Genomic DNA, 15,506 nt, shown 5'->3' with positions numbered 1-15,506 from the left:
ACGGGTCAGCAGGGTGCTGCCCACGGTGCCCAGGGTGACGACGTCGGTGCCCGCGCCGCCGATCAGCAGTTCGATGCCCGAACCCAGCGCCATGGTGACGCCGGTATCGCCCAGGAACACCCAGTCGGTCCCCGCACCGCCCGACAGCGTGTCGATGCCGCGGGTGGTGACGGTGTTGCCCGAGGAGCCCAGGGTGACGACGTCGGTGCCCGTGCCGCCGACCAGGAACTCGATGCCAGAGGCCGTCATCGTCACGCCGGCGGTGCCGGTGAAGACGATGTCGGTGCTCGCACCGCCGGTCAGGGTGTCGATGCCCGACACGGTGATGACGTTGGCGGTGTCGCCCAGCGTGATCACGTCGGTGCCGGTCGAACCGATCAGCGTATCGATCGCACGGGTCAGCAGGGTGGCGCCCGAGGTGCTGATGCTCAGCACGTCGGTGCCCGAGCCGCCGACCAGGATCTCGACGTTCAGGCCCAGCGTCATCGTGTTGCCGGTGTCACCCAGGAGCACGAGGTCGGTGCCCGCACCGCCGATCAGCGTCTCGATGCCGCGGATCGTGGTGGTGTTGCCGGCCGAACCCAGGGTCAGGACGTCGGTGCCGGTGTTGCCGATCACGAAGTCCGCACCCGAGACGGTCAGGGTGCTGCCCGCCGTGCCGGTGAAGATGATCTCCAGCCCCGTGCCGCCGATCACCGTCTCGATGTTCAGCGCCAGCAGCGTGCCGCCGGCGGTGCCGATCGTGATGATGTCGGTGCCCAAGCCGTTGCCGATCAGCGTCTCGATGCCGCGCAGCAGCACCGTGTTGCCGGCCGTGCCCAGCGTGACGACGTCGGTGCCGGTGCCGCCGACCAGGATGTCGATGGCCGACACCGAGACCGTATTGCCGGCCGCGCCCAGTGCTGCCCGCCGTGCCGGTGAAGATGATCTCCAGCCCCGTGCCGCCGATCACCGTCTCGATGTTCAGCGCCAGCAGCGTGCCGCCGGCGGTGCCGATCGTGATGATGTCGGTGCCCAAGCCGTTGCCGATCAGCGTCTCGATGCCCGACACCACCATGGTGTTGCCGGCCGTGCCGAGATTGACGATGTCGGTCGCCGTACCGCCGGTCAGCGTCTCGATCCCGCTGACGAGCAGCGAGTTGAAGGTGTTGCCCAGCGTGACGACGTCGGTGCCGCCCAGGCCCGCCAGCGTCTCGATGCCGCGCAGGATGACCGTGTTGCCGGCCGTACCCAGCGTGACAACGTCGGTGCCGGTGCCGCCGATCAGGATGTCGATCGCCGAAACCAGGGCCGTCGTGCCGCCCGAACCCAGGAACACCAGGTCCGAACCCGTGCCGCCGGTGATCGTCTCCAGCGCATTGGCGAGGAAGGTGGCGCCGGCCGAGCCGATGACGACGACGTCGCTGCTGCCGATGCTGCCCGTCAGGGTTTCGAGCGCCGAGACCAGCATCGACGTGCCGGCCGTGCCGAGATTGACGATGTCGGTCGCCGTACCGCCGGTCAGCGTCTCGAGAGCCGAGACCAGCAGGGTGGCGCCGGCCGTGTTGGTCAGCGTGACAACGTCGGAACCTGCGCCGCCGGTCAGCGTGTCGATCAGCGAAATCGACAGCGTGTTGCCGGTACCGCCCAGCGTGACGACGTCGGTGGCCGCAGTGCCGGTCAGCGTCTCGATGCCGCGCAGCAGCACCGTGTTGCCGGCCGTGCCCAGCGTGACCACGTCGGTGCCAGCACCGCCGATCAGGATGTCGATGGCCGACACCAAGACCGCGTTGCCGGCCGAGCCCAGGAACACCAGTTCCGAACCCGTGCCGCCGACGATCGTCTCCAGCGCGTTGGCCAGGAGGGTGGCGCCGGCCGAGCCGATGACGACGACGTCGCTGCTGCCGATGCTGCCCGTCAGGGTTTCGAGCGCCGAGACCAGCATCGTCGTGCCGGTGGTGACACCGAGCGAGATGACATCGGTACCAGCACCGCCGACCAGCGTCTCGACCAGACCCGCCACCTGCATGGTGGTGCCGGTGTCGCCGATGGTGACGACGTCGCTGCCAGCACTGCCGGTCAGCGTCTCGATGCTGCGCAGAGTGACCGTGTTACCGGCCGTGCCGCCCAGCGTGACGACGTCGGTGCCAGCACCGCCGATCAGGAACTCCAGACCCGAAGCCTGCAGCGTGTTGCCGGCCGAGCCCAGGAACACCAGTTCCGAACCCGTGCCGCCGGTGATCGTCTCCAGGCCCGAGGCGAGCAGCGTGCCGCCGACCGTGCCCAGCGTGACCACGTCGGTGCCCGTGCCGCCCGACAGGGTTTCCAGCAGCGAGACCAGCAGGGTGTTGCCGGCGGCGCCCAGCGTGACGACGTCGGTGCCGACCTGACCGGTCAGGGTCTCGATGTCCGACACCAGCAGGGTGTTGCCGAGAACCGAACCGATGGTGACGACATCGCTGCCGTTGCCGCCAACCAGGGTTTCGACCGCCGACACGAAGGTCGTGTTGCCGCCGTTGCCCAGGGTGATGACGTCGGTGCCCGTGCCGCCGGTGACCGTCTCGAACAGACGGACTTCAGCGGTGTTGCCGGTGTTGCCCAGCGTCAGGATGTCGGTGCCGCTGTTGCCGATCAGCGTCTCGATGCCGCGCAGCAGCACCGTGTTGCCGGCCGTACCCAGCGTGACGACGTCGGTGCCGGTACCGCCGATCAGGATGTCGATGCCCGACACCGAGACCGTGTTGCCGGCCGTGCCCAGGAACACCAGTTCCGAACCCGTGCCGCCGACGATCGTTTCCAGCGCGTTGGCGAGGAAGGTGGCGCCGGCCGAGCCGATGACGACGACGTCGCTGCTGCCGATGCTGCCCGTCAGGGTTTCGAGCGCCGAGACCAGCATCGTCGTGCCGGTGGTGACACCGAGCGAGATGACGTCGGTACCAGCACCGCCGACCAGCGTCTCGACCAGACCCGCCACCTGCATGGTGGCGCCGGTGTCGCCGATGGTGACGACGTCGCTGCCAGCACTGCCGGTCAGCGTCTCGATGCTGCGCAGAGTGACCGTGTTACCGGCCGTGCTGCCCAGCGTGACGACGTCGGTGCCCGCGCCCCAAGCCGTTGCCGATCAGCGTCTCGATGCCCGACACCCCCATGGTGTTGCCGGCCGTGCCGAGATTGACGATGTCGGTCGCCGTACCGCCGGTCAGCGTCTCGATGCTGCGCAGAGTGACCGTGTTACCGGCCGTGCTGCCCAGCGTGACGACGTCGGTGCCCGCGCCGCCGACCAGGATCTCCAGACCCGACACCAGCGCCGTGGAACCGGCGGTGCCGAGGAAGACCAGATCGCTGCCCGTGCCGCCCGTGATCGTCTCGAGCAGGTTGGCGAGCAGGGTGTTGCCGGAAGAGCCCAGCGTGACGACGTCGGACCCGGCAGCGCCGGTGATCGTCTCGAGCGCCGAAACCAGCAGGGTGTTGCCGGCGGTGCTGGTGAGCACGACCACGTCGGTGGCGGCGCCGCCGGTGATCGTCTCGAGCAGGGTGACGGACACGGTGTTGCCGGAGGAACCCAGCGTGACGATGTCGGACCCGGCAGCGCCGGTGATCGTCTCGAGCGCCGAAACCAGCAGGGTGTTGCCGGCGGTGCTGGAGAGCACGACCACGTCGGTGGCGGAACCGCCGGTCAGGGTCTCGACCAGCGAGACGGCCAGGGTGTTGCCGGTGTCGCCCAGGGTGACGACATCGGACCCGGCAGCGCCCGCCAGGGTCTCCAGACCACGCAGCAGAACCGTGTTGCCGGCCGTGCCCAGCGTGACGACGTCGGTGCCCGTGCCGCCCACCAGGATTTCGACCGCCGAAACGGTGGTGGTGTTGCCGGACGTGCCGAAGAGGACCACGTCCGAACCGGCGCCGCCGATGATGGTCTCGAGCAGGGAAACGGTGAGGCTGTTGCCGGCCGCACCCAGCGTGATGACGTCGGTGCCCGCGGTGCCGCCGGTCAGCGTCTCGACCGCAGTGACCAGCATGGTGCTGCCGGTGGTGACGATCGTGACGACGTCGGTGGCGGCGCCGCCGGTCAGCGTCTCGATGCCGCTGACGATCAGCGTGTTGACGGTGTCACCCAGCGTGATGACGTCGGTGCCGCCCAGGCCGATGATCGTCTCGACGCCGCGCACCAGGATGGTCGCACCGGTGGTCGCGACGGTGATGACGTCGTTGCCGGCGCCGCCGATCAGGGTCTCGACCGCGGAGACGGTGGTGGTGTTGCCGGACGTGCCGAGGAAGACCAGATCCGAACCGGCGCCGCCGATGATGGTCTCGAGCAGGGTGGCCGTGACGGTGCTGCCGCCCGCAGCCAGCGTGATGACGTCGGTGCCGCTCTGGCCCGTCAGCGTCTCGACCGCGCCGACCAGCAGGGTGCTGCCGGTGGTGGCGATGATGACGGTGTCGGAGGCGGTGCCGCCGGTCAGCGTCTCGATGCCGCCGACGACCAGCGTGTTGACGGCGTTGCCCAGCGTGACGATGTCGGTGCCGGTGCCGCCCGTCAGCGTCTCGACCGCGCGCACCAGGATGGTGGAGCCGAGCGTGCTGGTGAGGACGAGGTCGTTGGCATCGCTGCCGACGAGGGTCTCGACCGCGGCGACGGTGGTGGTGTTGCCGGCCGTGCCGAAGAGCAGGACCAGATCCGAACCGGTGCCGCCGGTGATGGTCTCGAGCAGGGTGGCCGAAACGGTGTTGCCGCCCGAACCCAGCGTGACGACGTCGGTGCCGGCCTGACCCGTCAGCGTCTCGACCAGGTTGACCAGCAGGGTGCTGCCGGTGGTCGCGATGGTGACGACGTCGGTGCCGTTGCCGGCGGTCAGCGTCTCGATCGAGCCCACCAGGACGGTGTTGCCGGCCGAGCCGATGGTGATGACGTCGGTGCCGCCCTGGCCCGTCAGCGTCTCGACCAGGTTGACCAGCAGGGTGCTGCCGGTGGTCGCGATGGTGACGACGTCGGTGCCGTTGCCGGCGGTCAGCGTCTCGATCGAGCCCACCAGGACGGTGTTGCCGGCCGAGCCGATGGTGATGACGTCCGTGCCGGCCAGACCGGTGATCGTCTCAACCGCGGTGATCAGCAGGGTGCTGCCGGTGGTGGCGATGGTGACGACGTCGGACAGCGCGCTGCCGGTCAGCGTCTCGATCGTCGACACCTGCACGGTGCCGCCGGACGTGCCGAGGATGACGACGTCGCTGCCGTTCTGACCGGTGATCGTCTCGACCAGGTTGACCAGCAGGGTGCCGCCGGCCGAGCCGATGGTGATGACGTCGGTGCCGCCCTGGCCCGTCAGCGTCTCGACCAGGTTGACCAGCAGGGTGCTGCCGGTGGTCGCGATGGTGACGACGTCGGAGCCGGCGCCGGCGGTCAGCGTCTCGATCGAGCCCACCAGGACGGTGTTGCCGGCCGAGCCGATGGTGATGACGTCGGTGCCGCCCTGGCCCGTCAGCGTCTCGACCAGGTTGACCAGCAGGGTGCTGCCGGTGGTCGCGATGGTGACGACGTCGGAGCCGGCGCCGGCGGTCAGCGTCTCGATCGAGCCCACCAGGACGGTGTTGCCGGCCGAGCCGATGGTGATGACGTCGGTGCCGCCCTGGCCCGTCAGCGTCTCGACCAGGTTGACCAGCAGGGTGCTGCCGGTGGTCGCGATGGTGACGACGTCGGTGCCGCCCTGGCCCGTCAGCGTCTCGACCAGGTTGACCAGCAGGGTGCTGCCGGTGGTCGCGATGGTGACGACGTCGGAGCCGGCGCCGGCGGTCAGCGTCTCGATCGAGCCCACCAGGACGGTGTTGCCGGCCGAGCCGATGGTGATGACGTCGGTGCCGGCCAGACCGATGATCGTCTCGACCGCGGTGATCAGCAGGGTGCCGCCAGCGGTGGAGATGCCGACCAGGTCGGAGCCGGACGAGCCGGTGATCGTCTCGAACAGGCTGACCGCAACGGTGTTGCCGGACGTGCTGCCGAGGATGAGGACGTCGGAACCGGCGGCGCCGGCGATCGTCTCGATCGCGGTGACCGACAGGGTGTTGCCGGACGCGCTGCCGAGGATGACGACGTCATTGCCCGCTGCGCCGGTGACCGTCTCGATCAGGCTGACCGACAGGGTGTTGCCGGACGAGCTGGTGAGCGTGACGACGTCGGTGCCGGCGGCGCCGGTGATCGTCTCGATCAGGCTGACCGACAGGGTGTTGCCGGACGTGCTGCCGAGGATGACGACGTCATTGCCCGCTGCGCCGGTGACCGTCTCGATCAGGCTGACCGACAGGGTGTTGCCGGACGAGCTGGTGAGCGTGACGACGTCGGTGCCGGCGGCGCCGGTGATCGTCTCGATCAGGCTGACCGACAGGGTGTTGCCGGACGTGCCGCCGAGCGTGACGGCATCGTTGCCGGCGGCGCCGGTGACCGTCTCGATCGCGCTGATCGACAGGGTGTTGCCGGACGTGCTGCCGAGGATGACGACGTCGGTGCCCGCCGCGCCGATGACCGTCTCGATCAGGCTGACCGACAGGGTGTTGCCGGACGAGCTGGTGAGGGTGACGACATCGTTGCCGGCGGCGCCGGTGATCGTCTCGATCAGGCTGACCGACAGGGTGTTGCCGGACGTGCTGCCGAGCGTGACGACGTCGGTGCCGGCCTGACCCGTCAGCGTCTCGACCAGGTTGTCCAGCAGGGTGCCGCCGGCCGAGCCGATGGTGATGACGTCGGTGCCGCCCTGGCCCGTCAGCGTCTCGACCAGGTTGTCCAGCAGGGTGCCGCCGGCCGAGCCGATGGTGATGACGTCGGTGCCGGCCGCGCCGGTGACCGTCTCGATCAGGCTGACCGAGAGGGTGTTGCCGGACGTGCTGCCGAGCGTGACGACATCGTTGCCGGCGGCGCCGGTGATCGTCTCGATCAGGCTGACCGACAGGGTGTTGCCGGACGTGCTGCCGAGCGTGACGACATCGGTGCCGGCGGCGCCGGTGACCGTCTCGATCGCGCTGACCGACAGGGTGTTGCCGGACGTGCTGCTGAGGATGACGACGTCGGTGCCGGCGGCGCCGGTGACCGTCTCGATCAGGCTGACCGACAGGGTGTTGCCGGACGTGCTGCTGAGCGTGACGACATCGGTGCCGGCGGCGCCGGCGATCGTCTCGATCGCGCTGATCGACAGGGTGTTGCCGGACGTGCTGGCGAGCGTGATGACATCGGTGCCAGCGGCGCCGGTGATGGTCTCGAGCAGCGACACCAGCAGGGTCGAGCCGCCCGAGGCGATCGTGATCACGTCGGTACCCGCGGCGCCGGTGATCGTCTCAAGCAGGGACACCAGCATCGTCGAGCCCGACGTGGTCAGCGACACCACATCGGTGGTCGAGCTGCCCACGAGGGTTTCCAACAGCGAAACCTGCAGGGTGGAACCGGCAGTCAGCGTGATGAAATCGGTACCAGCAGTACCAATCAGGGTCTCAAGCGCCGAGATCGACACCGTGTTACCGGACGTCCCAAGCGTGATGACGTCTGATCCCGTGCTGCCGATGATGGTCGAGAACTGTCCTAGTGTTAGGGTTGAACCCGTTGTTACTTCAAAAAAGGTTCCAGCCATACTAATCCCCTTCAGGTTTGGTTCGCCGGCGGATGAACCATCTTTAAGGCGCGCGTCACGCTCGGCTGAAGGCAGGCAGAGTCAGTCCTAGCGCGAGCTAACACACCGTGCCCTTGTTATCCGAAGGAATGGACCTAAGGCAACGCGTTTCTACCGAAGTGGGTAGGGCTGGCCCGCCAGTCGGTTGCCGAAGCTCATACGGCAACATCCGCCCCCCTATGGCCCTCTCCCGCAAACCTTTGGAAACTCTATGGAAACAGCCTCTATGGCCGATCCGCAACAGGCCGGATGAAGTTGGGGCGGCCCACGGAACCAAAGGCTTACGGACATCCTGGCCGAAGTTCGCAGACAGGTTTGCCACTCGAATCGAATCACAGGCCATGAGCATTTGTACAACTCTCCCGGCCGTCGTCACTTCGTCCAGTATGGTCTGGTTCAAGCCTTTCCAGTCATCAAGATTACAATTTCATAACATGGACAGTATTACCGTCGCCGCCGGGCCTCGGATGCATTTGCGATCAGGATCGCGCTTGGAGAATTCGGGAACACCCGCTATTCCCTTGCGGCGGCCCGACGATCCGGGAACAGGAGCCGGATGAGACTGGCCACGGAACCGCTCCTACAGGACCGATTAGGAAGACCGATCAAGCATGGCGACCATTCAGGAGGCGCTCGCCGCGGCGGTGCGGCACCACCAATGCGGCCAGATCGCCGTTGCGGCCCGGATCTACCGCCGCATCATCGAGGTCGCGCCCGACCAGAGCGACGCCCTGCACCTGATGGGGCTGGCCGTCCGGCGCACGGGCAAGGCCGGTGCCGCGCTGCGCCTGCTGGCGCGCGCGTTGCGTCTCGATCCCGCCATGGCGGAGGTGCGCCTCAACCTCGGCAACATGCTGCGCGACTTCGGCTCCGGGCACGGTGCTGCGGTGGCCTACCGCAGCGCCATCGCCCTGCGGCCGGATCTGACCGCCGCTTATGAGAGCCTGGGCGCGCTGCACCGCGGACAGGGCCGCTCCACCGAAGCCGAACGCGCCTACCGCCTTGCGGTCCGCATCGACCCCATGACGGCGGAAGGCCACAACGGGCTGGCCAACGTCCTGCAGGAGCGCGATGACCTGGACGGTGCCGTTGCGGCCTATCGCCGCGGCCTGGCCATCGCTCCTCTCCATACAGCAGCCTGCAACAACCTGGGCATCGCCCTGCGCGGACTGGGCCGGCAGGACGAGGCGAGGGTCTGGCACGGCCGCGCCGTAATGCTGGATCCGTATTTCGCTCCGGGCCACACCAGCCTCGGCCTCAGCCTGCAGGAGCAGGGGCGGCTGGAGGAGGCGGCGCGCGCCCATGCCCGTGCGGTCGCGGTCGATCCGGCCTTCGCCGGCGGCTATGCGAACCATGGGAATGCCCGGTTGAATCAGAACCGGCTGATCGAGGCGGTCGCCGGCTTCCGCCGCGCCGTCGCCATCGAGCCGGCCGGCCCGGACGCCCGCCGCAACCTGGGCATGGCCCTGCTGGTCGCCGGCAGCTTCGAGGAGGGGTGGCGCGAATACGAGTGGCGGCTTCGTTGCAAGGACGCCCCCACCCACGCCGCCATGCCCAAGCCGCGCTGGAACGGCGAACCGCTGAACGGCCGCCGCATCCTGCTGCACGGGGAACAGGGGCTGGGCGACGCCCTGCAGTTCTGCCGCTATGTCCCGCTGGTGGCGGCCCGCGGCGGCCGGGTGATCCTGGGCCTGCCGGCACCGCTGGAGCGGGTGATGGCCGGCCTTCCCGGCGTGGAGCGCTTCGTCAGCGGCCAGCTCCCCACCGACGCCTTCGACCTGCATCTGCCGATGCTGAGCCTGGGCGAGGTGTTCGGCACCCAGATGGACACCATCCCACACCGCGTTCCCTACCTGACGGCGGAGCCCGATCTGGCGGCGCGCTGGGCGGACCGTCTGAAGGGGCTGGCGGGGCTGAAGGTCGGCATCGTCTGGGCGGGATCGCCCACCCATGGCAACGACAGGAACCGCTCCGTCGGGCTGGCGCCTTTCGCCAGGCTGGCCGCCATTCCCGGCGTCAGCCTGGTCTCCATCCAGAAGGGACCGACCGAGGGGCAGGCGGCGAACCCGCCAGGCGGCTTCCCCTTGCTGAACCTGTCGCCCGGCATCAGGGACTTCGCCGACACCGCCGCCATCATGGCCGGCCTCGACCTCGTCGTCTGCGTCGACACCTCCGTCGCCCATCTCGCCGGTGCGCTCGGCGTTCCGGTCTGGGTGCTGGTCCCCTTCGCCCCCGACTGGCGCTGGATGCTCGACCGCCAGGACAGCCCCTGGTATCCGACCATGCGCCTGTTCCGCCAGGACCGGCCCGGATCCTGGGACAACGCCATGGACCGTCTGCTGCAAGCCCTGCGCGAACGCATCGCCGATTCCACCCACACCCGAAACGGACCTTCCGACATGCCGATCCTGGCGCCTGTCTCCTGGGGCGAACTGCTGGACAAGATCACCATCCTCGACATCAAGGCGGAGCGCATCGCCGACGCCGACAAGCTGGCGAATGTCCGGCGCGAGCGCGAGGCATTGGTCGCCGTGGCCGCCCAGGCCGACACCGGCCGGCCGGAGATCGCCGCACTGATCGACGGGCTGCGCGCGGTCAACACCACCCTATGGGAAGTCGAGGACGAGATCCGCGACTGCGAGCGCGCCAAGGATTTCGGACCGCGTTTCGTCGAGCTGGCCCGGCAGGTCTACCACACCAACGACCGCCGGGCGGCGCTGAAGCGCGATCTGAACCGCCTGCTCGGCTCCGAACTGGTCGAGGAAAAGTCCTACCAGGCCTACTGAGGTCCGGCAGCCTTCCCCCTCCAACCCAAGGGTTCCGCTCCATGACCACCGACACCGCAACCGAGACCACCAGCCTTCCACCCGGCCAGGGCGCCCCGGAACGGCAGGCCTTGGACCAACAGGTCATGGAACAGCGCCTGTCGAAGCTCTTGGAGCTGTGCCGGGCCGGCCGGCCGGAGGAGGCGGAGGCTCCCTACCGCGATCTGTGCGCCGCCCCCCCTCGGGATGCGGACGGGCTGCTGTCGCTGGCCGAAGCCGCCCGCATCCTGGCCCGGCCGGCCGACAGCGTGGCCTGGGCGGAGGCGGCGGTCCGGTCGCAGCCGGACCGGGCGGAGGGCTGGAGCGTGCTGGCCCTGGCGTTCATCGCCGCCGGCCGTTCCGACGACGGCTATGCCGCGGCTGCCGAGGCGCTGCGGCGGACGGGGAACGGCGCGGCTGACGAGACGGCTGCGATCCAGGCCGCAACCCAGGCCCACCGCGCCCAGGCGCTTGCCCGGCTGCGCCTCGGCCAGCTGGCCGAAGCGGCGGCGGCCTGCGACGCGGCCCTGCGCCTTGCCGACGGGGCCGCCCAGCCGACCCGGTCGCTGCGTCAGGCGCAGGCCGAGACGCTGGGCACCCTGGCGCTGGTCCGCATGCTGGAGGGACGCCCCGATGAGGCCGAGGCGCTGTTCCGCCGGGCGCTCTCCCACCGGCCGATCCTGCCGGAGATCCTGGGCAACCATGCCTCGCTGCTGGCCCGGCTGGGCCGTGACGAGGAGGCGCTGGAGCAGGCGGAGCAGGCGGTGGCGCTGCGTCCGCGGCTGGCGGGAACGCTGCATCTGATCGGCACCCTGCACCATCGCGCCGGCCAGCCTGAATCGGCCATCGCCGCCTTCCACCGGGTGCTGGCGGTCGATCCCGGCCATCTCGACGCCCGGCTGCGGTTGGCCGACAGCCTGCGCGTCGCCGGCCATTGGGAGGAGGCGGCCGGCGTCTGCCGCGACGGGCTGGCCCGCATCGCCAACCCGGACGACCCCAACCGGACACCGCTGCTGGCCAATCTGGGCGCCGCCCTGCAGAGCAGCGGCGACACCGCCGGGGCGCTGGACGCCTACCGCGAGGCGCTGCGCCTGTCCCCCGACCTGCCTGAGGTCCACAACAACCTCGCCCGCCTGCACCAGGAAACCGGCAACCCCGACGCCGCCATCGAGGAGCTGCGCCGCGCCACCGCCGGGCGGCCGGCCAACCAGCCGCTTCCCCTGCCGCTGCGCCGCGCCCTGCTGTCGCTGCTGGTCGCCGCCGGCCGCACGGCCGAGGCCGAGGCGGAAGCCTTCGGCATCGCCCGCACCGCGCCGGAGGACGCGGAACTGTGCTTCGACATCGCAGCCCTGTTCCTGCAAGGCGGCTGGCGCGACCAGGCTCTGCCCTATGTGCGCAAGGCGATCCGCCTTGCCCCCGACGTACCGCGCAACTGGATCGCCTTCGCCGAGACGCTGCGCGACGCTGACCTGCCGGGACAGCCCGGTGGAGCGGACCAGGGCCTGCGCGCCGACCTGCTGGCCGCGCTCGGCCGACCGGAGGTGGAGGGCGCCGGACTGTCGCGCGCCATCGCCGGCGTGCTGACGGGCTCGCCCGTCTTCGCCCATCTCGCCGCCCTGCCGGAGGAGTCCGGTCCCGCCCTGGACGACGTCAGCCGGGCCCTGCTGGCCGACGGCTCGCTCGCCGGCCTGGCGGAGGATGCGCTGCTGCTGGCCCATCTGCGCACAGCAGCGGTCTGCGATCCCACCCTGGAACGGGCGCTGACCCGGTTGCGCCGGGTTCTGCTGCTGGCGCTGACCGGACCCGGCCTGCCCGACCGGCCGGCCTGGCGCACCCTGTGCGCCGCCATCGCCGAGCAGTGCTTCCTCAACGAATATGTCTTCGCCGAGACCGACGGCGAGTTCCAGGTCCTGGCGGTGCTGCTCCGCGCGGCGGAAGCGGTGCTGGCGGGCGGCGAACAGCCGCCGGCGGTGCTGGTCGCGCTGCTCGGCGCCTACCGGCCGCTCTACCGCTGGGAACGGGCGGCCGCCCTGCAATCCATGTCCTGGCCCGAGGAGATCGCCCGGCTGCTGAACCGGCAGGTCGCCGAACCGCTGGCCGAAGCGGCGATCCAGGGGGAGCTGCCGGAGCTGACCCCGATCAGCCACCCGGTGTCGGTCGGCGTGCGCGCCCAGTATGAAGAGAACCCCTATCCGCGCTGGATGACCACCGGCCTGCTGCCGGAGCCGGTGCCGCTGTCCCGTTTTCTGCACACCCTGTTCCCGCATGCCGCCCTGCCCGCCTCCCCCGCCTGGGACGCGCCGGGCTGGGAGGCGCCGGAGGTGCTGGTCGCCGGCTGCGGCACCGGGCGCGAGGCGGTGTGGGCGGCCTCAACCTTGAAGAACGCAAAGGTGCTGGCGGTCGACCTCAGCCGCCGCAGCCTCGCCTACGCCACGCGGCAGAGCCGGCGGCTGGGCCTGAACAATGTCGAGTTCGCCCAGGCCGACCTCTTGGAGCTGGGGACGCTGGGCCGCCGCTTCGACGTGGTGCACAGCGTCGGCGTGCTGCACCACATGGAAGACCCGATGGCGGGCCTGCGCGTGCTGCGCGGGCTGCTGCGCCCGCATGGCGTGATGGAGGTGGGGTTCTACAGCGCCGCCGCCCGCCGGCCGATCCAGGCCGCCCGCGCCTTCATCGCTGAGCGCGGCCACCCGCCGACCCTGGACGGCATCCGCCATGTCCGCCGCGACATCCTGGCCCTGCCGGACGGCCATCCGGCGCGCGCCGTCGCCCGGTCCCCGGACTTCTACGGCACCAGCGCCTGCCGCGACCTGCTGATGCATGTCCACGAGCTGCACGTCACCCTGCCCTGGCTGGCCGGTGCGCTCGAGACGCTGGGCCTGGAGTTCCTGGGCTTCCGGCTGGCCGATCCCGCCGTGGCGGCGCTCTACCGCAAACGCTTCCCCGAGGATCCGGCGATGACCTCGCTCGCCCGCTGGGACCGGCTGGAGGCCGAGCATCCGATGATCTTCGGCGGGCTGTACCAGGCCTGGGTGCGGGTGCGGGCATGAGAAAGCGGGCGTGAGGGAGCGGGCCCTGAGGGCGGGGTCCGGTTGACCCTGCCGGTTGCGGGGTGATATCGCTTCGCCGCCCGGAAAAGACGCGGCGAAGATGGACGCGGCAGAGAAAGACGTCATGGAACAGCGCGTAAAAGACAGGGTCTCGATCTGCATTCCGACCCGCAACCGCCCGGCCCTGCTGCGCGAGTTGCTGGACACGGTCTTCGCCCAGACCTACGGCAATTACGAAGTCATCATCACCGACAATTCGGACAATGACGAAACGCGCGGCCTCGTCGCCGGCCGCTATGCCGATCCGCGCGTCCGCTATCACAAGAACGAGACCAACCTGGGGATGGACGGCAACGCGCGCCGTGCCTTCAGCTTCATCACCGGCGAGTTCTTCACCTTCACCGCCGACGACGATTTCTGGGATGCCGACAATTTGCGCCGCAAGGTCGATTTCCTGCGCCGGGTGCCGGAGGTCAACGCCTGCTTCTCCAACGCCCACCACATCCTGATGGACGGGCGCCCGCACCCGCAGCCCTTCCACACGACGCTGCGGCCGGGGATGGAGGCGGTGATCGACGGCTATTACCTGAACCCGGTGTCGCTGCACGTCCCGCCGTCGCCGCCGCTGTTCGTCAACACCCTGACCGGCCTCTACCGCACCGCCCAGTTCCTGGCGCCGATGGTGGAATCCTGGGAATGCGGGTCGGAGGAATACGCCCACTGGTATCTCGGCCTGTCGGGCCAGCGGCTGGGTTATCTGTTCGATCCGCTCATCACCATCCGCGACGGCGAGCACAATTGGGAAATCCAGACCGGCAACGGCGCGGTGACCAATTACCGCAAGTCGCCCGAAGTGCGCGCCGCCCAGCTGAACCGCATCTACACCACGCTGCGCGCAAGGCGCGGGGCGGAGCTGACGAGGATCGACCGGCAGGTCGAACTGGCGGTCTTCACCTTCCTGGTCGAGCAGATCGGGCAGGCGGCGGTCCAGTATATCGGCAATTTCCCGCTGATCACGGTGGCCGACTTCAACGCCTACATCCAGGAACGCAACCGGCGTCAGGCGGTGCAGGCATGAGCGGCACGATGCCTTCCCCTCTCGTCAGCATCCTGATCCCGGCCTACAACCGCGAGCGCGAGATCGAGGAGACGATCCGCTCGGCTCTCGCCCAGACGGTGCGCGACATCGAGGTGGTGGTGGTGGACAACGCCAGCACCGACGGCACCTGGACGATCTGCCAGCGGCTGGCGGCGGAGGACGGACGGCTGCGCCTGTTCCGCAACGACGCCAACATCGGCCCGGTCAACAACTGGCGCCGCTGCGTCGCCGAGGCGCGGGCGCCCGTCGCCAAGATCCTGTTTTCCGACGACCGGCTGGAGCCGGCCTATCTGGAACGCACCCTGCCGCGCCTGCAGGACCGGATCGCCTTCGTCTTCACCCCGGCGAAGCTGGTGGACGAGGCCGGGGAGCCGCACGGCACCATCCACCAGTATTTCGTCGACACCTTCCCGTCCGACACCTTCGTCTTCGAATATCTGTCGAACTTCGGCAACCTGCCGGTATCGCCCTGCGCCGCCCTGTTCCGCACCGCCGACCTGCGCGACGGCATCGTCAGCGACCTGGGTCCCGGCCCGGCGGGCAGTTCGGCCGCCGATTTCGAGGCGCACGGCGCCGGCCCCGACTGCCTGATCTACCTGACCGCCGCCAGCCGCTACCCCTGGGTCGCCTATGTCACCGAGCCGCTGGTCACCTTCCGGCGCGGCGGCATCACCTCCGACCTCGTCGCCAGCGGGCGCTTCTACGCCTGCTACCATCATGCGCTGATGTGGTTCATGAGATCGCCGATGGCCCCCACCGCCCCCCGGTTGGCCGCCGCCGCCCTGTGGCGGCAGGAGGTGCGAGTCGCCCGCCGGGTCATCCCCTATGAAGAGCATTTGCGGGCTTATGGGGTGAAGCCGGCCTGTTGAGCGAGTGCGGCCAGCCATAGCGTCAGCTCTTTGCCGAATCTCGGAATCTTCACAGA

6 protein-coding genes are annotated in these 15,506 nt (G+C 69.5%); 4 read left to right on the top strand and 2 right to left on the bottom strand.

Features of this window, described 5'->3' with window-relative positions; genetic code table 11:
* Positions 1-499 precede the first annotated feature (499 nt).
* Positions 500-2,959 (bottom strand): beta strand repeat-containing protein, encoded by a 2,460-nt coding sequence (locus tag A6A40_RS23400; protein WP_108548293.1) that lies wholly within the window; start codon positions 2,957-2,959, stop codon positions 500-502.
* Between the two features lie 82 nt (positions 2,960-3,041).
* Positions 3,042-7,472: a beta strand repeat-containing protein gene (locus A6A40_RS23395; protein WP_108548292.1), complete on the bottom strand. Its 4,431-nt coding sequence runs from the start codon at positions 7,470-7,472 to the stop codon at positions 3,042-3,044.
* A gap of 767 nt (positions 7,473-8,239) precedes the next feature.
* Between A6A40_RS23395 and A6A40_RS23390 the strand changes: the two genes are divergently transcribed.
* From A6A40_RS23390 to A6A40_RS23375, 4 genes are all read left to right on the top strand, one after another.
* A complete protein-coding gene (locus tag A6A40_RS23390; RefSeq protein WP_236783990.1) occupies positions 8,240-10,414 on the top strand; it encodes a tetratricopeptide repeat protein in 2,175 nt (724 codons plus the stop codon).
* Positions 10,415-10,455: 41 nt separating this feature from the next.
* Positions 10,456-13,482, top strand: a complete 3,027-nt coding sequence (locus A6A40_RS23385) for a class I SAM-dependent methyltransferase (protein ID WP_108548291.1) — start codon at positions 10,456-10,458, stop codon at positions 13,480-13,482.
* Between the two features lie 124 nt (positions 13,483-13,606).
* Positions 13,607-14,560, top strand: coding sequence for a glycosyltransferase family 2 protein (locus tag A6A40_RS23380; protein ID WP_158279357.1), 954 nt, complete (start codon positions 13,607-13,609; stop codon positions 14,558-14,560).
* Positions 14,557-15,450, top strand: coding sequence for a glycosyltransferase family 2 protein (locus tag A6A40_RS23375; protein ID WP_211112048.1), 894 nt, complete (start codon positions 14,557-14,559; stop codon positions 15,448-15,450). Before A6A40_RS23380 ends, A6A40_RS23375 begins: the two co-directional genes overlap by 4 nt.
* Positions 15,451-15,506: the final 56 nt, after the last annotated feature.

It is taken from the genome of Azospirillum humicireducens, from assembly GCF_001639105.2.
GTDB lineage: Bacteria > Pseudomonadota > Alphaproteobacteria > Azospirillales > Azospirillaceae > Azospirillum > Azospirillum humicireducens.
This window is presented reverse-complemented; position numbering and strand designations above follow the sequence as displayed.

Coding starts and splice junctions, on each gene's coding strand:
- A6A40_RS23375 (WP_211112048.1), top strand. CDS start 14,557: ATGAGCGGCACGATGCCTTCCCCTCTCGTCAGCATCCTGATCCCGGCC.
- A6A40_RS23400 (WP_108548293.1), bottom strand. CDS start 2,959: ATGCAGGTGGCGGGTCTGGTCGAGACGCTGGTCGGCGGTGCTGGTACC.
- A6A40_RS23380 (WP_158279357.1), top strand. CDS start 13,607: ATGGAACAGCGCGTAAAAGACAGGGTCTCGATCTGCATTCCGACCCGC.
- A6A40_RS23385 (WP_108548291.1), top strand. CDS start 10,456: ATGACCACCGACACCGCAACCGAGACCACCAGCCTTCCACCCGGCCAG.
- A6A40_RS23390 (WP_236783990.1), top strand. CDS start 8,240: ATGGCGACCATTCAGGAGGCGCTCGCCGCGGCGGTGCGGCACCACCAA.